15 protein-coding genes are annotated in these 18,287 nt (G+C 58.7%); 9 read left to right on the top strand and 6 right to left on the bottom strand.

Annotation, left to right across the window (positions count from 1 at the left end):
* Positions 1 to 77: 77 nt before the first annotated feature.
* Positions 78 to 941, top strand: coding sequence for a DMT family transporter (locus tag FEZ21_RS18740; protein WP_160628125.1), 864 nt, complete (start codon positions 78 to 80; stop codon positions 939 to 941).
* 67 nt (positions 942 to 1,008) lie between these two features.
* Here FEZ21_RS18740 and FEZ21_RS18735 read toward each other — a convergent pair whose 3' ends face one another.
* Positions 1,009 to 1,911 (bottom strand): DMT family transporter, encoded by a 903-nt coding sequence (locus FEZ21_RS18735; protein WP_003441650.1) that lies wholly within the window; start codon positions 1,909 to 1,911, stop codon positions 1,009 to 1,011.
* 349 nt (positions 1,912 to 2,260) lie between these two features.
* Here FEZ21_RS18735 and hrpA point away from each other — a divergent pair, with 349 nt between their 5' ends.
* The 4 genes from hrpA (at position 2,261) to FEZ21_RS18715 (ending at position 8,401) form a co-directional block, all read left to right on the top strand.
* Positions 2,261 to 6,175: an ATP-dependent RNA helicase HrpA gene (hrpA, locus tag FEZ21_RS18730; RefSeq protein WP_160628121.1), complete on the top strand. Its 3,915-nt coding sequence runs from the start codon at positions 2,261 to 2,263 to the stop codon at positions 6,173 to 6,175.
* Between the two features lie 176 nt (positions 6,176 to 6,351).
* A complete protein-coding gene (locus tag FEZ21_RS18725) occupies positions 6,352 to 7,473 on the top strand; it encodes a beta-ketoacyl-ACP synthase III (protein WP_003441654.1) in 1,122 nt (373 codons plus the stop codon).
* A 92-nt stretch (positions 7,474 to 7,565) separates the two neighbouring features.
* On the top strand, positions 7,566 to 8,174 hold the full coding sequence (locus tag FEZ21_RS18720; protein WP_003441656.1) for an RNA polymerase sigma factor: 609 nt from the start codon (positions 7,566 to 7,568) through the stop codon (positions 8,172 to 8,174).
* Positions 8,168 to 8,401, top strand: coding sequence for an anti-sigma factor (locus tag FEZ21_RS18715; RefSeq protein WP_010656465.1), 234 nt, complete (start codon positions 8,168 to 8,170; stop codon positions 8,399 to 8,401). The genes FEZ21_RS18720 and FEZ21_RS18715 overlap by 7 nt, the downstream gene beginning before the upstream one ends.
* A 68-nt stretch (positions 8,402 to 8,469) precedes the next feature.
* Here the strand turns inward: FEZ21_RS18715 and FEZ21_RS18710 are convergent, their stop codons facing one another.
* On the bottom strand, positions 8,470 to 9,762 hold the full coding sequence (locus FEZ21_RS18710) for a putative porin (protein WP_029612602.1): 1,293 nt from the start codon (positions 9,760 to 9,762) through the stop codon (positions 8,470 to 8,472).
* Positions 9,763 to 10,026: 264 nt separating this feature from the next.
* On the opposite strand from FEZ21_RS18710, the gene FEZ21_RS18705 reads away from it, so the two are divergent.
* Positions 10,027 to 11,151, top strand: coding sequence for a GNAT family N-acetyltransferase (locus tag FEZ21_RS18705; protein ID WP_160628119.1), 1,125 nt, complete (start codon positions 10,027 to 10,029; stop codon positions 11,149 to 11,151).
* A gap of 174 nt (positions 11,152 to 11,325) precedes the next feature.
* On the opposite strand, the gene FEZ21_RS18700 is transcribed toward FEZ21_RS18705, so the two are convergent.
* From FEZ21_RS18700 to FEZ21_RS18690, 3 genes are all read right to left on the bottom strand, one after another.
* Positions 11,326 to 13,158, bottom strand: coding sequence for an ABC transporter ATP-binding protein (locus tag FEZ21_RS18700; protein WP_003441666.1), 1,833 nt, complete (start codon positions 13,156 to 13,158; stop codon positions 11,326 to 11,328).
* A gap of 142 nt (positions 13,159 to 13,300) precedes the next feature.
* On the bottom strand, positions 13,301 to 13,870 hold the full coding sequence (locus FEZ21_RS18695) for a peptidylprolyl isomerase (protein ID WP_003441669.1): 570 nt from the start codon (positions 13,868 to 13,870) through the stop codon (positions 13,301 to 13,303).
* Between the two features lie 162 nt (positions 13,871 to 14,032).
* Entirely contained in the window at positions 14,033 to 14,956 is a 924-nt protein-coding gene (locus tag FEZ21_RS18690) for a LysR family transcriptional regulator (protein ID WP_003441671.1), read from the bottom strand.
* Between the two features lie 178 nt (positions 14,957 to 15,134).
* On the opposite strand from FEZ21_RS18690, the gene FEZ21_RS18685 reads away from it, so the two are divergent.
* From FEZ21_RS18685 to FEZ21_RS18675, 3 genes are all read left to right on the top strand, one after another.
* Positions 15,135 to 15,734: an FMN-dependent NADH-azoreductase gene (locus FEZ21_RS18685; RefSeq protein ID WP_160628117.1), complete on the top strand. Its 600-nt coding sequence runs from the start codon at positions 15,135 to 15,137 to the stop codon at positions 15,732 to 15,734.
* 251 nt (positions 15,735 to 15,985) lie between these two features.
* Positions 15,986 to 16,846: a carboxylate/amino acid/amine transporter gene (locus tag FEZ21_RS18680; RefSeq protein ID WP_160628115.1), complete on the top strand. Its 861-nt coding sequence runs from the start codon at positions 15,986 to 15,988 to the stop codon at positions 16,844 to 16,846.
* Positions 16,847 to 16,883: 37 nt separating this feature from the next.
* Complete coding sequence (locus tag FEZ21_RS18675) at positions 16,884 to 17,444, top strand: alpha/beta hydrolase (protein ID WP_003441677.1); 561 nt, start codon at positions 16,884 to 16,886, stop codon at positions 17,442 to 17,444.
* A gap of 14 nt (positions 17,445 to 17,458) precedes the next feature.
* Here FEZ21_RS18675 and FEZ21_RS18670 read toward each other — a convergent pair whose 3' ends face one another.
* Positions 17,459 to 17,755, bottom strand: a complete 297-nt coding sequence (locus tag FEZ21_RS18670) for a hypothetical protein (protein WP_127196221.1) — start codon at positions 17,753 to 17,755, stop codon at positions 17,459 to 17,461.
* Between the last annotated feature and the right edge of the window lie 532 nt (positions 17,756 to 18,287).

Below are 18,287 nucleotides of genomic sequence, written 5' to 3'. Positions count from 1 at the left end.
GCCCGTACCCGCCTGAAAAACCTCTGAACTTCAGCTTTGGCTGAGTTGGCTTTTTTGCCTGATGACAGGTGTTACCCATGTTTTCGATTTCTAAAGAGTCCGCGCTGGCGGCTGTTTCCACGAGCCTGTTCGTTCTGCTGTGGAGCAGTGGCGCCATCTTCTCCAAGTGGGGGCTGGCCCATGCATCGCCCTTTGCCTTTTTGTTGATCCGTTTTGCCATCGCCTTGCTGGCGCTGGCGCTGATAATCCCGTTGATGAAGTTTCAACTGCCCCGTGGCGTCAAGGGGATCAGCTATGCACTGGCCACCGGTGTAGTGCTGTTGGGCGCCTATCAGATTTTTTACCTGCTGGCGCTGGATCTGAAAGTAACCCCGGGGGTGATGGCCACCGTGATGGGGGTGCAACCGATCCTGACCGCCGTGATCATGGAGCGGCGGCATTCCTTCAGTCGGTCTCTGGGGTTGCTGCTGGGGCTGGGCGGTTTGATCCTGGTGGTCTACCAGGGCATCGGTCTGGCAGGTTTGTCCTGGACCGGCATGCTGTATGCCTTGCTGGCACTGGCCAGCATGACGGCGGGCACCTTGATGCAAAAGCGCATTACCCAAAACCCGCTGGGTACGCTGCCGCTGCAATACCTTGCAGGGTTGCTGGTATGTGCGGTGTTTGTACCGTTCCAGCCATTTCACTTCGAACACAGTGCCGGGTTTGTGGTGCCGGTGTTGTGGATGGGGCTGGTGGTTTCAGTACTGGCGACCTTGCTGCTGTACCGGATGATCGCCAAAGGCAATCTGGTCAACGTCACCAGCCTGTTTTATCTGGTGCCGGCGGTGACCGCGGTGATGGACTATCTGATTTTCGGCAATAAACTGGCGGCTTTGAGCTTGCTGGGCATGGCGCTGATCATCATCGGGCTGGTGTTCGTGTTCCGTAAAACGGCCTGACACCCTGAACTGCAGGAGCGAGCTGTACTTGTCCCACGATACAGCTCGCTCCTGCAGATCCCCGGACTCACGGGTTTACAGCTTTTGCCACTGCAGCAGGCTTGAGCACCAGCCATACCGCTACAGCGATCAGCAACCCGCCGTAGATATGTGCCATTGACAGCGGCTCATCCAGAAACAACGCGCCCCACAGCACGCCAAATGGCGGAATCATAAAGGTCACGGTCATGGATTTGACCGGACCAATGCTGGTCAGTAGGCGGAAGTACAGAATGTAGGCAAACGCCGTACAGACCAGTCCAAGGCCCAAAAGGGAAAGCCACACGCTTGCTCCGCCCCAACTGGCCGGCGGCTGGTTGATGGCGCTCAGGGCAAACAGTGGCAACAGAAACAGCGTGGCCCCGAGCATGCTGCCCAGTGCCGAAAGACGGGGGTCAAGCCCGCCTTGCTGATCCAGCCAGCGGCGCGCCAGGAAACCGGCAAAGCCATAACAGGTGGTGGCCAGCAGACAGGCGAGGGCGCCCATCAGCAGATCCATATCAAATGCCACTGGCCCGGCACGCGTCAGGATGCCGACTCCGAACAAGCCTAAAAACACACCGGCCATTTTGGTCGCAGTGAGTTTTTCGCTAAAGAACAACCCGCCAATCAGCACGCCCATCAGCGGTGTGGTCGCGTTGAATATTGATGAATAACCAGCAGGCAATACCTGGGCCGCCACCGAATACAACGTGGCCGGAATGCCCGAGTTGATTACCCCCAGGATCAAAATCACCTTGAGCTTTCCGCCGAAATTCCAGCTCACGCGCATCAGCGCCAGAATCACCACCAGGCCGGTAGCGGCTATGGATACTCGAAAAAACGCGGTAGGAATGGTCCCGATCACCGGCGCAATAATCCGCATAAACAGAAAGCTGGCGCCCCAAATGCCTGCCAGTGACAGCATCCGTGCAATATCGACAAGTCTCACGGTGATTCCTTACAAGGTTTGAGCCGGGCAGTTTAGGGGATACAGCGCGCAAGGCAATGGCTGCCCGGGCGCAATATCCCTGTGCACGGACAACGCTCGAGGCCGGGGGGGCTGGCTACTGGTGACTGCCGGCAAGACCTGGTTTATCCGGGGGCTGGTGGCCCTGGCTGTTCTGGTACTGGCGGTGGCGGTGGCGGGAAAACCTCAGGCCACCGGCCGGCAGCTGCCCGCCTCCGAGTAACGGCGCCTTTGGCATGGATGCCATATCCAGCTGTAGATCCCGTTCACGGGGTGGGGCCAAATCTGCGACAATCCGCCCCCTGCATTTACGAAGACTTTTGCGCGCCTGATGACTGACGAATCGCCTGCTATCGACCAACTGTTGAAAAACCTTGATCAAGCCATGATTGCCGACCGCCATAAACTGCGTCGGCAATTGCATGAGCTGCGCAAAAAGCCTGACGACGTGGCCAAATTGGCCGCGTGGGCCGAGCGGGTGCAGGCATCGTGCGCGCAGGTGAAAGCGCGGGCGGCCAGTGTGCCGCTGATTCGTTATGACGAGAACCTGCCGATCGCCGCCAAGCGCGATGAGATCAAGGCCGCGTTGCTCAAGCATCAGGTGCTGATTCTGGCCGGTGAAACCGGCTCGGGTAAAACCACCCAGTTGCCGAAAATCTGTCTGGAAATCGGTCGCGGTCAACACGGTTTGATCGGCCATACCCAACCCCGTCGAATTGCGGCGCGCAGCGTAGCCAGCCGGGTGGCCGAAGAACTGGCCACGCCGTTGGGCGCGCTGGTGGGGTACCAGGTGCGGTTTGAGGATCAAAGCGATTCCAACACCCTGGTCAAACTGATGACTGACGGTATCCTGCTGGCCGAAACCCAGCACGACCGTTATCTGGAACGCTACGACACGATCATCGTCGACGAAGCCCACGAACGCAGCCTGAACATCGATTTTTTGCTGGGCTACCTGAAAATCCTGCTGCCGCGTCGTCCGGACCTGAAAGTTATCATCACTTCGGCCACCATCGATCTGGAGCGCTTCTCCAGGCACTTCAACGATGCGCCGATTGTCGAGGTGTCGGGCCGTACCTTCCCGGTCGAGACCTGGTATCGACCGCTGACCTCGGAGCAGGATGAAGAGGGCAACAGTGTCGAGGAAGATTTGAGCGTCGACCAGGCGATCATTGCCACCCTTGATGAAATTGCCGCCTTTGAGCGCAGTGAACGCAAAAGCCCCGGCGACGTGCTGGTGTTCTTGCCCGGTGAGCGGGAAATTCGCGACGCAGCCGAGATGCTGCGCAAGGCGCAACTCAAGCACACCGAAATTCTGCCTCTGTATGCGCGATTGTCACCTGCCGAGCAGCAGCGCATTTTCCAGTCGCACCCGGGGCGCCGCGTGGTGCTGGCAACCAACGTGGCTGAAACCTCGCTGACGGTGCCGGGCATTCGCTATGTGATCGACAGCGGCACCGCCCGTATCAGCCGCTATAGCTATCGGGCCAAGGTTCAGCGCCTGCCCATCGAAGCGATTTCCCAGGCCAGCGCCAATCAGCGTAAAGGCCGTTGCGGTCGGGTTGAGCCGGGTATCTGTGTGCGTTTGTACGCCGAAGAAGACTTCAACGGGCGCCCGGAATTTACTGATCCGGAAATTCTGCGCACCAACCTTGCCGCCGTCATCTTGCAGATGTTGCACCTGCGTCTGGGCGAGATTACTGCGTTCCCGTTTATCGAACCGCCGGATGGCAAGGCCATCACTGACGGTTTCAACCTGTTGCAAGAACTGTCGGCAGTGAACCGCGAGAACCAGCTCACGCCGCTGGGGCGTCAACTGGCGCGCTTGCCGGTGGACCCGCGCATGGGTCGCATGCTGCTGGAAGCAGCCAGGCTCGGCAGTTTGCAGGAAGTGTTGATTGTTGCCAGTGCGATGTCGGTACAGGACCCCCGTGAGCGTCCGCCCGAGCGCCAGCAAGCGGCGGATCAGGCCCACGCCCAATGGAAAGACGTTGACTCCGATTTCGCCGGGCTGATCAATGTCTGGCGCGGCTTTGAAGAGCAGCGCCAGGCCTTGACCGCCAGTCCGTTGCGCAGCTGGTGTCGCAAGAACTTCCTCAATTACCTGCGGCTGCGCGAATGGCGCGATTCACACCGCCAATTGAGTCTGATCTGCCGCGACATGCAGTTGACGGTCAATAAAGAACCGGCCGACTACCCCAAGCTGCACAAGGCGGTGTTGTCCGGCTTGCTCAGCCAGATCGGGCAAAAGACTGAAGAGGGGGATTACCTCGGCGCACGTCAGCGCCGGTTCTGGATTCATCCTTCTTCCGGCCTGGGTAAAAAACGCCCGCAATGGCTGATGACCGCCGAACTGGTGGAGACCACCAAGCTCTATGCGCGAATGGTGGCCAAGATCGAGCCGGACTGGATCGAGCCGCTGGCCGGGCACCTGATCAAAAAGAACTACTTTGAGCCGCACTGGGAGAAGAAGCGCGGACAAGTGGTGGCCTTTGAGCAGATCACCTTGTTCGGCCTGATCGTGGTCGGTCGGCGTGCCGTGCATTACGGGCCGATTGACCCTGTGATGTCCCGCGAGCTGTTTATCCGCGAAGGTCTGGTGCGGGGCGAAATCCAGTCGCGGGCCAAGTGCCTGACGGCCAATGCCCAACTGCTGGAGCAACTTGACGAGCTGGAGGCCAAGGCCCGGCGCCGCGATATCCTGGCCGACGAAGAAACCCTGTACGGGTTCTACGACGCGCGACTGCCTGCTGAAATTCATCAGACCGCCACCTTCGACAGCTGGTATCGCATCAACAGCCAGAAAGATCCGCAGCTGTTGATCATGCGTGAAGAAGACGTGCTGGCCCGTGAAGCCACTGAAATCACCGCCCAGCATTTCCCGGACACCCTGCATCTGGGGGATTTGACCCTGGAGCTGAGTTATCACTTCGAGCCCAACCATCCCCGTGACGGGGTGACGCTCAAAGTACCTGCGCCGTTGCTTTCGGTGTTGCCGCCCGAGCGTCTGGAATGGCTGGTGCCGGGCATGATCGAGGCCAAGTGCATTGCTCTGGTGCGCTGCCTGCCCAAGGCACTACGGAAAAACTTTGTGCCGGTGCCGGACTTCGTCAAGGCCGCCTTGCAGCGTATGGCCTACGGCGAAGGGTCGTTGCCCCAGGCACTGGGTCGCGAGCTGTTGCGCATGACCGGGGCGCGGGTGAGTGACGAAGCCTGGGCCGAAGCTGCGCAGCAGGTGGAAAACCACCTGAAAATGAATCTCGAAATTGTTGATGGCGAGGGCAAGTTTCTCGGCGAAGGCCGCGATCTGGCCGAGCTGACAGCACGCTTTGCCCAGGCCAGTCAGGCCGCGTTGGCGGTGCCGCAAACAGCGAAAAACCAGCAGCCGGTAGAGGCCAAGGTGTTTGCCCCGGTGGCTGAAAAAACCCAGCAGAAGATAGCCGGGTTGTCGATGACGGTTTATCCGGCATTGGTAGAAGAGGGCAACAGCGTCAAGGAAGGACGTTTCTCGACCCCGGCCGAGGCTGAGTATCAGCATCGTCGGGCGCTCCAGCGGTTGTTGATGCAGCAACTGGCCGAGCCGGCCAAATTCTTGCGCGCCAAGCTGCCGGGGCTGACCGAACTGGGCCTGTTGTACCGCGAGCTGGGCAGGGTCGAGAGTCTGGTGGAAGACATTCTGCTGGCCAGCCTCGACAGCTGCATCCTTGAAGGCGAAGCTGTGCTGCCGCGCGATGGTGCGGGCCTGGCTGCACTTGCCGAGCGCAAGCGCGGGGCCTGGACCGAGCACGCCGAAAAGCTGGCCAGGCTGACGCTGGATATTCTCAAGCTGTGGCACGGGCTGCAAAAGCGCTTCAAGGGCAAGATCGATCTGGCTCAAGCGGTTGCCCTGAATGACATCAAGCAGCAGCTCGGCAATCTGGTGTATCCGGGTTTTGTCCGGGAAACCCCGGCAGTCTGGCTCAAGGAACTGCCGCGCTACCTCAAGGCCATTGAAATGCGCCTGGAGAAACTCCCCGGCCAGGTCCAGAAAGACCGGGTCTGGAGTGGCGAGCTGAGCGGTTTGTGGGCGCAGTACCAGGCCCGGGCCACCAAGCATGCCCAGGAAGGCAAGCGCGACCCGCAGCTGGAGCTGTATCGCTGGTGGCTGGAGGAATATCGCGTGTCGCTGTTCGGCCAGCAGTTGGGGACCAAAGTGCCGATTTCGGACAAACGCCTGAGCAAACAATGGAGCCAGGTGGACGCCTGAATACCCTGCAGGAGCGAGCGTGCTCGCGAGCTGTCTGGCGGCTTGAAAGCTCGCTCCTGCACAGATGGACGATCGTGAAGTAACGCCAAATGTTGGCGTTTATGGCAAACTTCGCTGCTATCACTGCCTGAAATGAATTCAATATCTTCTGTTTGAACAGAATAAGAGGAACGACCGTGCATAACGTCGTCATTAGCGGCACCGGCCTGTACACCCCGGCCAACAGCATCTCCAACGAAGAGCTGGTGCAGTCTTTCAATGCCTATGTGCAGCAGTTCAATGCGGATAACAGCGCCGCCATCGAGGCCGGAGAAATCGAGCCTCTGGCCGAGTCCAGTGCCGCCTTTATCGAAAAGGCCTCAGGCATCAAAAGCCGTTTTGTGATGGACAAGGACGGCATCCTTGACCCGCAGCGCATGCGTCCACGGTTGCCTGTACGCTCCAACGATGAAATGTCGGTGCTCTGTGAAATGGCCGTTGGAGCCGCGAAGCAGGCGCTTGAGCGAGCGGGCAAAACCGCTGCCGACATCGACGGGGTCATCGTTGCCTGCTCCAACCTGCAGCGCCCGTACCCGGCCATTGCCATTGAAGTGCAACAGGCGCTGGGCATTCAAGGTTTTGGCTTTGACATGAACGTGGCCTGTTCTTCGGCGACCTTCGGCATTCAGACCGCCAGCAACAGCGTCCAGCTGGGGCAGGCCCGCGCGGTGCTGTTGATCAGCCCCGAAGTGTGCACCGGCCATCTGAACTTCCGTGACCGCGACAGTCACTTCATCTTTGGTGATGCGGCGACTGCGGTGTTGGTCGAGCGTGCCGATCTGGCCACTTCCCGGCATCAGTTCGATATCGTCGGCAGCAAACTGCTGACCACCTTCTCCAACAACATCCGCAACAACTTCGGTTTCCTCAATCGTGCTTCTGACGAATCGCCAGACAGTCCCGACAAGCTGTTCGTCCAGGAAGGCCGCAAGGTATTCCGCGATGTGTGCCCGATGGTGGCCGAGCTGATTGCCCAGCATCTGCAAGAGAACCAGCTCGACGTGGCCGATGTGAAGCGCTTCTGGCTGCACCAGGCCAACCTGAGCATGAACCACCTGATCGTCAAACGTCTGCTGGGTCGCGAAGCCTCGGTCGAAGAAGCACCGGTGATTCTCGACACCTACGCCAATACCAGTTCGGCAGGCTCGGTAATCGCCTTTCACAAGTATCAGGACGATCTGCCAGGCGGTTCGCTGGCGGTGCTCAGTTCGTTCGGTGCGGGCTATTCGATTGGCAGCATAATTCTGCGTAAACGCTGATCCCGGATCCTGCAGGAGCGAGCTTGCTCGCGAGCTTTTAAAGCGCTCGCGAGCAAGCTGGCTCCTGCAGATTCACAACAGACGAGGTATCAATGGCTGCTGACGACACTGAGTTGCTCAAACGTCTGCTGGCCGGTGAACAGCAGGCCTTTCGGGAGCTGGTCAGCACCTATCAGGGGGCCATGCGTGCCGTGGCTTATGCCATTGTGGGCAATCGTCATGCCGACGAAGCGGTTCAGGATGCCTGGCTGGCGGTGGTACGCAATCTTGTCAGCTTTGAATCCCGTTCAAGCCTTAAAACCTGGCTGCTGACCATCACCGCCAACGCAGCCAAAAACCGCTACAAGCAAAATCGTCGGGAAGTGCTGCTCGACGATTTACCTTCGCCCCACGGTACGATCGACGATGATCGGTTCTCTTCTGACGGGCACTGGCTGCTGGCGCCCCTGGCCTGGCATCAGGACACCCCCGAAGCCCTGCTCACAGAGCATGAGTTGCGCGAATGCCTGGAGCAAACGCTGCTCAGTCTGCCGCAGTTGCAAAGCAGTGTGCTGGTACTGCGCGATCGTCAGGGGCTTGAGCTGGAGGAGATTTGTAATCTTTTGCAGATATCGCTCTCCAATGCCAGGGTGCTGGTGCATCGTGCCCGACTTAAAGTCTTCGCCACCGTGGAGCATTTCGAGGAAACCGGGGAATGTTGACCTGCAAACAATATGTTGCCCGATCGAGCGACTACCTGGATGGTCAGCTGACATTTCGTCAGCGCCTGCAGATGCGCCATCATGTGCTGTTTTGCCCCAATTGCAGGCGTTTTACCCGGCAAATGCGGTTGATGGGAGCCGCGCTTAAAACATTGCCGGAACCACCACCGGTCGATCTTGAGATGACGGTCAAGCGGATGATGCGCGAGCAGTCAGGCGGGCAATAAAGCGTTGGGCGCAGGCATCGTCGACGGATAAGAGGGGATCGACGCGACCTGCGCTCAACAGATTGCTCTTAGAACTTGGCTTCTACGTCCAGTTGCAGCGTGTTGGCATTGGCATCCTTCTGCGTGGAGGTTGCGTAGTCAGCCTTGGTCAGGAAGTACGTCACGCCCAGACCAAAGTTCTTGTCGATCTCGTAGCCCAGTTTGATCTTGTGCCCCCGTGAACCGGTAGTGCCGTTGGCAAAGTCAGAGTCAGTGAATGCCCCCACCACCGCGTTACGCTGAATATCGCGGTAGTTGTAGTCCAGGCTGAAGGCGTTCAGCTTGCTTTTGAAACCCACCAGCCAGGCATTGTCCTGATCGCTGTCGGTGGCTGCGTTATGTACGTATTGACCGTACAGCGACAGCGGCACTGGCAGGTTGGCGATATCGACCTGGCCGAAGCCTTCGTACAGGCGGAACTCGTCAGTGCTGTTGCCGTTGACTGCCAGCGCACATGGCGTGGTCTTGGTGCCGGTAGTAGGGCAGGCGCTGTCCTTGTCATTGTTGTAACTGTAAACACTGCCGCCCAAGGTCACTTTCAGGCTGTCGGTGGGTGCGAAACGGGCGCCCAGCTGACCGGCATACAGGCTCAAGTCGTTGCGAAACTGCACGCCTTCGCCGTCGACATTGTCTTTGAGGGTGTAGTAGCCGGCGCTACCGAACATCTCGACGCCGCTGTTACCCAGGTTGTGCTTGTAAGTGGCGGCCAGACCTTCCGGGTTGATATCGCTATCCCAGATCACGTCGCCCATGCTGACCCACGGCTGGGGCATTTTGCCGCCAATCAGGTGCAGGTCCTTGACGGCTGTCGGGTGATAATCGATGTAGGCCTGATCGAGCCACAGTTGTTTCTTGTCGAAGTAGTTGTCCAGATCCTGGTTGGTGGAGCGGGCATCGTCGCCTCCGCCGGTGGCGATACGGATACCGGTATTCACTTGCGGGTTGATTTCGGTGTAGGCGCCCAGACGAGCACGAATTCGTTGGCGATCCTTGTTTTTACCATCGGACTCACCATCGATCTTGACCGTTTCCTGGCGAACCCTGACGTCGCCCTTGAATTCGGTCTTGGCCGCCCAGGCCACTTTTTGTTCGAAGGCGCTGAGGTCCGATTTTTTCACCTGATTGGCGGCTGCTTCTTGTTGGGCCTGTTTTTCGCTGGTGAGTTCGGTTTGCAGCTCGGCATATTGGGCCGGTGAAATGGAGCCGTTGGCTTTAAGCATTTCGAGCAGTTTGGCATCGACTCCGGCACTGGCCGGGACGCTCATGGCCAGTACCAGTCCGCCACACAGTCCCGCCGCAACCCGTGTAGATACAAGACGCATATGAAACTCCCAGTGTTGAGATGGCCCTGGCCATCTCAGGAAAAATCGGCCCTTGATGGGCTCGCGTTAATGAGGCTTGAGCCTGTTGCAAACAAACCGCTCATAACCCTGCGTTCTAAGAAGCGGCGCCAGTATCGCGGCTGGACATGACAGAAAAGTGGCAAAGTGATATCGAATCTGTGACAGCGGTTTCGCCAGCCAACAGCTCCCACCGGGCATCAGGTGCTACCATCGCCGCTCTACGTCGCACTCCGGGGACAACCAATGCCGTTACACCGCCTGGACAGCCTGTCCGCCATCTCGGCCCACGAATGGGATGCATTGGTGCCAGTGGCGCAACCGTTCCTGCGCCATGCTTTTCTGAGTGCACTGGAAGACAGTGCCAGCCTGGGCCCCCATTCCGGCTGGCAGCCCGAGCACCTGCTGCATTATGAAAATGGTCAGTTGCTGGCAGCGCTTCCCAGTTATCGCAAATGGCACTCCTACGGCGAATACGTGTTCGATCATGAATGGGCCAATGCCTGCGAGCGGGCGGGTATCGAGTACTACCCCAAGCTGCTGACGGCGGTGCCGTTCAGCCCGGTCAGCGGCCCGCGATTGCTGGCGGCCAGTAGCGCCGACGGGCTTGAACTGCTGGCTGCTTTGCCCGGTTACCTGGAGATAGAAGGGCTCTCCAGCGCCCATATCAATTTCACCGATGCGCTGGCCGATACGGCCTTGTCACAGCAGCCCGGCTGGCTGCAGCGGCTGGGCTGCCAGTTTCATTGGCAAAATCGCGGGTACCGTGACTTTCAGGACTTTCTCGATGGTTTGAGCTCGCGCAAACGCAAGCAAATGCGCAAGGAGCGCGAGCAAGTGGCGGGGCAGGGATTCGAGTTTGAATGGCTCGAAGGACAGCATGTGAGCGAGGCGCAATGGGATTTCGTGTATGCCTGCTACGCCAACACCTACGCAGTGCGTCGACAAACCCCGTATCTGACCCGTGAATTTTTCAGCCTGTTGGCCGAGCGCATGCCCGAGTCCATTCGTGTGGTGCTGGCCAGACAGGGCTCAAGCCCGGTGGCAATGGCCTTCAGCCTGGTGGGCGGCGACAGCCTGTATGGTCGCTACTGGGGGTGCCTGGGCGAGTTCGACCGATTGCACTTCGAGACCTGTTTCTATCAGGGCATGGACTACGCCATCGCAGGCGGTATCCAGCGCTTTGACGCCGGTGCCCAGGGTGAGCACAAGCTGATACGCGGCTTTGAGCCGGTCATCACTCACTCCTGGCATTACTTGCGCCATCAGGGATTGAAAGCGGCAGTGAGTGATTTTCTGGCGCGTGAGCGAGTGGGGGTGCTGGCGTATGCCGAAGAGGCGAGGTCGGCTCTGCCTTACCGGCTGGCCTGATCCTCGCCGGGATGATCAACATCGCCGTCTTCAGCATTCCGCACACCCGCCCCGAGATTATTGAAATACACCAGGGCGCCAAGGATTGGCAAACGCCCTGAAAAACCCCAGAGCCCTTAAAAACCGGGCGCTGGCGCTGTGTATCAGTGGCGTTGCAGAGCTGCTTTTTTTAACTCAGTCCAGACCGACAAAACCGCCTGTCTGGTGCTGCCACAGGCGCGCATACAAACCGCCATGGGCGAGCAGTTCGGCATGGGTTCCGGACTCTGCAATATGGCCTTTTTCCAGGACCACCAGGCGGTCCATGCGGGCGATGGTGGACAGCCGGTGAGCGATGGCAATCACGGTTTTGCCTTGCATCAGGGTTTCGAGGCTTTCCTGAATGGCTGCTTCAACTTCGGAGTCCAGCGCCGAGGTGGCTTCGTCCATGATCAGGATTGGCGCGTTCTTGAGCAGTACCCGGGCAATGGCGATGCGCTGGCGCTGGCCCCCCGAGAGCTTGACCCCGCGCTCGCCCACGTGGGCGTCGAAGCCGCTACGGCCCTGGGCATCTGACAGGTTCGGGATGAACTCGTCGGCGCGGGCCTTGCGTACGGCCTCCCAGAGCTCTTCATCGGTGGCATCCGGTTTGCCGTACAGCAGATTGTCGCGGATCGAACGATGCAGCAGCGAGGTGTCCTGGGTAATCATGCCGATTTGTTCGCGCAGGCTTTCCTGGGTCACTTGGGCGATATTCTGACCGTCGATCAGGATTTTTCCGCCTTGCAAGTCGTACAGGCGCAACAGCAGGTTGACCAGCGTTGACTTGCCCGCGCCGGAAGGACCGATCAAGCCGATTTTCTCGCCGGGTTTGATCACCAGATTGAGGTCGCTGATGATGCCGCTGCGTTTGCCGTAGTGGAAGTCCACGTGCTCAAAGCGCACTTCGCCGCGCTCTACATTCAGGCGCGGAGCCTGTTCGCGATCAGTCACGGCCACAGGCTGGGCAATGGTCTGCAAGCCGTCCTGGACCATACCGATGTTTTCAAAGATGCCGTTGACTACCCACATGATCCAGCCGGACATGTTGACGATACGAATCACCAGGCCTGTGGCCAGGGCAATGGCCCCCACGCTGATCAGCGACTGGCTCCACAGCCACAATGCCAGACCGCTGGTGGTGACGATCAACAGGCCGTTGAGGGTGGTGATGGTGACATCCATGCTGGTCACTACGCGGCTCGCCAGCTGGGTTTTTTCGGTCTGCTCGATGATTGCTTCGCGGGCGTATTGCTGCTCGAAGTTGGTATGGGCAAAGAGTTTGAGGGTGGTGATATTGGTATAGCCGTCAACGATACGGCCCATCAGTTTGGAGCGGGCATCGGAGGACACCACCGAGCGTTCTTTGACCCGGGGCACGAAGTAGTACAGGGCGCCGATATAGCAGGCGATCCAGGTCAGCAGCGGGATCATCAGACGCCAGTCAGCCTCGGCAAACAGCACCAGCGAGCTGATGGCATAGATCAATACATGCCACAGGGCATCGACCGCCTGCACCGCCGAGTCACGCAGCGAGTTGCCGGTTTGCATGATGCGCTGGGCGATCCGGCCGGCGAAGTCGTTTTGAAAGAAGTTGAGGCTTTGCTTGAGCACGTAGCTGTGGTTTTGCCAGCGGATCATGCTGGTCATGCTCGGGCTCAGGGTCTGGTGCACCAGCAGGTCATGCAGGCCGAAGAAAATCGGGCGGATGATCAGTGCGACGACTGCCATCCAGATCAGTTCGTTGCTGTGGATCTTGAAGAAGTCGGTGTTGGGTGTGCCCTGGGTCAGGTCAATCAGTGTGCTCAGGTAGCTGAACAGTGAGACCTCGATCAAGGCGGCAATCAGCCCGACCACCAGCAGGGCGGCAAAGATCGGCCACACCTGACGCAGGTAGTAGTAATAAAACGCCCAGACGGTACTGGGTGGAGCAGGCGTGGGTGCTTCGCGGAAAATATCGATCAGCTTTTCAAAATAGCGATAAAGCATTGGCACTGACGCCCGCAGTGCGGGCTCTCCTTTAGTGGTATGACCCCGCACCCTCCTGCAGGAGCGAGCCTCCAGAAATTGACCCGAAAGCTCGCTCTTGCTGGTTCAGTGTTCGGTCAAAGTCCTTGTGTGAACCATTGCCTCAGTCAACGCGCTTGGCGGACTTGATCAATACGGGATCGATCGGGACATTCTGCATGCCTTGCTTGGTGGTGGTCTGCGAGTTGACGATCTGGTCAACCACGTCCATGCCATTCACCACCTTGGCGAATACCGCATAACCGGCGTCACGGCCCGGATCCAGAAACGCGTTGTCAGCCACGTTGATAAAGAACTGGCTGGTGGCGGAGTTCGGGTTGGACGTACGGGCCATCGACAGGGTGCCGCGCACGTTGTGCAGGCCGTTGCTGGCTTCGTTCCTGATCGGGTCGCGGGTCGGCTTTTGGGTCATTTGTTCGGTAAAGCCGCCGCCTTGCACCATAAAGCCAGGAATCACACGGTGGAAAATGGTGTTGTTGTAGAAGCCGCTGTCGACGTACTCCAGAAAGTTTTTGCTGCTGATCGGAGCCTTGACCGGGTCCAGTTCAATTTCGATCTGGCCGAAACTGGTGTCCAGCACAACATGGGGCGCTTTGGTCGGTGCGGTGGTGGCCGCCATCAGGTTGGCAGCGAACAGCAGGGCACCGGCGGCGAGGGCGATTTTTTTCAGCATGGGTTCAGGATCCTGGACAGTGAGAGCAACTGCGCGAGGTAACTCACGCGCGATGGAATAGGGTGATGAAGGCGCCAGTGAGTTCAGACTGGCCGCCGACCTTGGACAGGATATTCGCGATCATTGTTCCTGCCCACCGTTGTCATGCCCGAGCAAGCTTGATCAGCCTTGCAGAGGGGCAGCAAAAGGCGCGTCCAGGGGCGCGGTATCGAAGGTGCGCAATAGTTCGACAAGTATTTGTGTGGCCGGGCCCAGGGGTTTGTCTTTGTTGGAGTACAGGAAGAACAGCGGGTGACGGCTGCCGCCCTGATCCAGAGGCAACTGTTTGAGCACGCCTTCCTTGAGCTCGCGTTCAATCATGTGTCGCGGCAACCAGGCAAATCCCAGGCCGCTGCCCACAAAGGCTGCAGCGGTGGCCAGGCTGCCGACGGTCCAGCGCTGTTCCGCTCCCAGCCAGCCCATGTCGCGCGGTTGCTGGCGTCCCGAGTCGCGGATCACCACCTGCAGCTGGCTTTCGAGATCCTGGAAATGCAGCTCGCGCTGCAGGCGATGCAGCGGGTGATCAGGGTGAGCTACGGCAACAAACTCCACGGCACTGAGCTCGGCGCCCAGATAGCCGGGGATGTTGAAGCTGCTGATGGCCAGGTCAGCCACGCCTTCCAGCAACACTTCTTCAACGCCCGACAGCACTTCTTCGCGCAAGCGCACACGGCAACCGCGGCTTTGCGGCATGAACGCGGTCAGGGCGCGTACCAGCCGTGCATTGGGGTAGGCCGCATCGACCACTAGCCGCACTTCGGCTTCCCAGCCTTGCTCCATGTGGTGGGCCAGGTCTTCGAGCTGGCTGGCCTGTTTGACCAGTTGCCGGGAACGGCGCAGTAATACGCCACCGGCTTCGGTGAGTACTGCCTTGCGCCCGTCGATCCGTAACAACGGCACGCCGAGTTGATCCTGCATGCGGGCTACGGTGTAGCTGACCGATGATTGCGAGCGATGCAGAACTTCGGCGGCTTGAGCGAAGCCGCCGTGGTCGACCACCGCTTGCAGGGTGCGCCATTGATCAAGGGTTACACGGGGCGCCTTCACGATGAATTCCTTTGCCGGAGTCTGTGTTATTGCGATCTGCAGCAATGGCTACAGGTTTTCGCTATATAAACAGGATTATAGATAGGTTGTAGCAATTTTTTGCGCTTTTTCATCGAACCTATGCACTCTAATCTTACCTCCATCGCCTTACAGCATTTACCGATGGAGTCTAGCCAGCATGTCACGAGTTCTGATCATTGAAAGCAGTGCCCGTCAGCAGGATTCATTTTCCCGCCAGCTGACCCGGCAGTTCATCAGTCAATGGCAATCGCTCCACCCTGATGATCAGATCACCGTTCGCGACCTGGCGTTGAACCCGGTACCGCACCTGGACGCTGACCTGCTGGGTGGCTGGATGAAGCCCGAAGAACAACGTTCTGCAGCCGAGAAAGCCTCTCTGCAGCGCTCCAACGAGCTCACCGATGAGCTGCTGGCGGCTGATGTGCTGTTGATGGCGGCGCCGATGTACAACTTTGCGATTCCCAGCACTCTCAAAGCCTGGCTTGACCATGTTCTGCGGGCCGGCACCACCTTCAAATACACAGACACCGGGCCCCAGGGGCTGCTGACCGACAAGAAAGCCTACGTGCTGACGGCGCGTGGCGGGATCTATGCCGGCAGCCCGGCGGACCATCAGGAACCCTACCTGCGTCAGGTGATGGCATTTATCGGCATTCATGACCTGACCTTTATCCATGCCGAAGGGATGAACCTGGGCGGTGATTTTCAGGAAAAAGGTTTGAACCAGGCCAAGGCCCGGGTTTCTGAAGTCGCATAGGCTGTTAATCGACAGATAATCGGCGGCTGGCTAAATCGTTTCATTGCTCCTTCAAGCATGCGGTTCGCGCATCGAACCTCCCTTTGCACTTCTCTCCTGAGTGCTCACACCCGGTCAGCTTTAACGCTGGACCGGGTTTTTTTTGACAGGCATTTCGCCAGCGGCGCAAAACCGCTAATGTCGCGCCCTGCGAAACAAGCCGGCGGCCGTATCTGCTGTCAGGCAATCACGACATTCCGGGCGAGACATTCATGGGTTATCTGTTAATTGTGACGCTGATTCAGGCGTTTTCCTTCAGCTTGATCGGTGAGTATCTGGCTGGACACGTCGACAGCTACTTTGCAGTACTGGTGCGCGTGGTACTGGCCGGGCTGGTGTTTATTCCGCTGACCCGCTGGCGCCAGGTGGAACCCGGTTTCATGCGCGGCATGCTGCTGATCGGCGCCTTGCAGTTCGGCATTACCTACGTCTGTCTGTACCTGAGCTTTCGCGTGCTCACGGTGCCCGAAGTCCTGTTGTTCACCATCCTCACGCCGTTGCACGTGACCCTGATCGAAGATGCCCTTAACCGGCGCTTCAACCCATGGGCACTGGTGGCGGCGCTGGTGGCTGTATCGGGGGCGGCCGTGATTCGCTTTGACAGCATCAGCGGGGACTTCTTTAAAGGCTTCCTGTTGTTACAACTGGCCAACTTCACCTATGCCGCCGGTCAGGTGCTGTACAGGCGTCTGGTGGCGCGTTATCCGAGCGAGCTGCCGCATTACCGGCGTTTCGGCTTCTTTTACCTCGGCGCTTTGGCGGTGGTATTGCCGGCCTTCCTGGCATTCGGCAAAGCCGACTTTTTACCCGACGCGCCTTTGCAATGGGCCGTGCTGGTGTTCCTGGGGCTGGTCTCCACGGCCCTGGGCATGTACTGGTGGAACAAGGGGGCCTGTCAGGTCACCGGTGGCACCCTGGCGGTGATGAACAACTTGCATGTGCCGGTGGGTTTATTGCTCAACCTGCTGATCTGGAACCAGCACGAGCCTCTGGGCCGGCTGTTGCTGGGGGGGCTGGTGATTCTGTTTGCCGTCTGGCTTAGCCGGCTAGACCGCAGGGCTGCGACGGTCTAAGGTTTTCGGCAACCCATCCACCTAATGGAGACCAGAGATGACAGTCAGGGTGTTGATCTTGCCGGGCCTGTTCAATTCAGGGGCAGAGCATTGGCAATCGCAGTGGGAGCAGCGTTACAGCGGGCTGCACCGGGTTAAACAGCAGGACTGGGAAACCCCGACCTGCACGGATTGGGTGCAGCGCCTGCAAGAGAAAGTCGCAGGCAGCCAGCGCCCTGTAGTCCTGGTGGGCCATAGCCTGGCCTGTACGCTGATTGCGCGCTGGGCACAGCAGCACCCGCAAGCGGCGGAACGTGTGCGCGGCGCGTTACTGGTAGCGCCCAGCGATACCGAAGCCGACAGTTACCCGCCGGGCACCTCGGGTTTTACCCCCATGCCGCTCAATCGCCTGCCTTTCCCCTCGATTACCGTTGCCAGCACGGACGACCCCTATGTCTCCAGCGCCCGGGCAAGTGCCTTCAGCGATGCCTGGGGCAGCGAACTGGTGTGGTTGCAAAAAGCGGGGCATATCAATGGTGATACCGGTTACGGTATATGGCCGCAAGGTATCGGGCTCTTATTCAAACTCACCGGCGATCCGCAATTTAAATCCCAATGATGTTACAAGCCGCATTAACCCTCCTGATCCAAGACATGAGGGTGTGCGGCTTTAATCAATGAATCGCACCAGGGGTTAGCCGCGCCAAAGCTCTGTTGCAGCCAGTCAGCAGGCACATACACATGATCAAAACAAATAAGGCTCGGTACTTTCTCGTGTAATGATGCAAAGCTGACTTCTTTTTCCGAACCTCCCATGGCCGCAGCCATAAATAGAGTGCCGTCCGCTGTCAGTGCTAATGAACGCTTCCAGACGGGTAAGTGACGTGTTCTTTTGCAGGTGGGTTTTATCCAGCGTATAGGGCGGGCCACGGAATATATCTCCATGTTATGGGGCGGGTGCTGTATTGGACGGCTGTGGCAATGAGCAGGGGGTGTTGCAGGGGGCGATCATTTATCAGCGTCCGGGTCTGTGGCTGGGCGAGTAGCGGCGGGCTGAAAATGTCTCTGGCACGTGGCTGTGCAAAACAGGCACAGGCTCTGGCAGTGCCGGAGCAACCGGTGTAAGTGCGGGCGTGTCATTCGATAAGCTCATGGGGCTGACTTAAGGGAGGCACGGTAGCGCAGGGGGGGAAGGGGGGCTTGTGCGCAGTCTTAATTAACCTTACGCAACCATAATGCGGGTCGATTTCCAGTCAGAAAACACAATGGTTCAATCGAGGGCTACTGAAGTTTGACGGGTTTGGTGCCGGCCGCTTTGAGCGCGGGAAATGCCGGGTTTTTTGCAATTAACAATAGTGTGGTCGTCGGTGTGTACCCGGTTGTGCGTTTGTCTCTATCTTGTTCCTCCCACCTTGGCGGGTAAACGCTCTACCTCAAAGGACTGGCAAAACACCCGCAGACC

The sequence above is a fragment of the Pseudomonas sp. 9.1(2019) genome, from assembly GCF_009910445.1.
GTDB classification, from domain to species: domain Bacteria; phylum Pseudomonadota; class Gammaproteobacteria; order Pseudomonadales; family Pseudomonadaceae; genus Aquipseudomonas; species Aquipseudomonas paraversuta.
The sequence above is the reverse complement of the archived record's forward strand: the minus strand, read 5'-3'. Positions and strand labels throughout refer to the sequence as shown.

Excerpts from the sequence above, each read along its gene's own strand:
- FEZ21_RS18740 (WP_160628125.1), top strand. The coding sequence starts at position 78 with ATGTTTTCGATTTCTAAAGAGTCCGCGCTGGCGGCTGTTTCCACGAGC.
- hrpA (WP_160628121.1), top strand. The coding sequence starts at position 2,261 with ATGACTGACGAATCGCCTGCTATCGACCAACTGTTGAAAAACCTTGAT.
- FEZ21_RS18720 (WP_003441656.1), top strand. The coding sequence starts at position 7,566 with ATGGCTGCTGACGACACTGAGTTGCTCAAACGTCTGCTGGCCGGTGAA.
- FEZ21_RS18715 (WP_010656465.1), top strand. The coding sequence starts at position 8,168 with ATGTTGACCTGCAAACAATATGTTGCCCGATCGAGCGACTACCTGGAT.
- FEZ21_RS18710 (WP_029612602.1), bottom strand. The coding sequence starts at position 9,762 with ATGCGTCTTGTATCTACACGGGTTGCGGCGGGACTGTGTGGCGGACTG.
- FEZ21_RS18705 (WP_160628119.1), top strand. The coding sequence starts at position 10,027 with ATGCCGTTACACCGCCTGGACAGCCTGTCCGCCATCTCGGCCCACGAA.
- FEZ21_RS18700 (WP_003441666.1), bottom strand. The coding sequence starts at position 13,158 with ATGCTTTATCGCTATTTTGAAAAGCTGATCGATATTTTCCGCGAAGCA.
- FEZ21_RS18695 (WP_003441669.1), bottom strand. The coding sequence starts at position 13,870 with ATGCTGAAAAAAATCGCCCTCGCCGCCGGTGCCCTGCTGTTCGCTGCC.
- FEZ21_RS18685 (WP_160628117.1), top strand. The coding sequence starts at position 15,135 with ATGTCACGAGTTCTGATCATTGAAAGCAGTGCCCGTCAGCAGGATTCA.
- FEZ21_RS18680 (WP_160628115.1), top strand. The coding sequence starts at position 15,986 with ATGGGTTATCTGTTAATTGTGACGCTGATTCAGGCGTTTTCCTTCAGC.
- FEZ21_RS18675 (WP_003441677.1), top strand. The coding sequence starts at position 16,884 with ATGACAGTCAGGGTGTTGATCTTGCCGGGCCTGTTCAATTCAGGGGCA.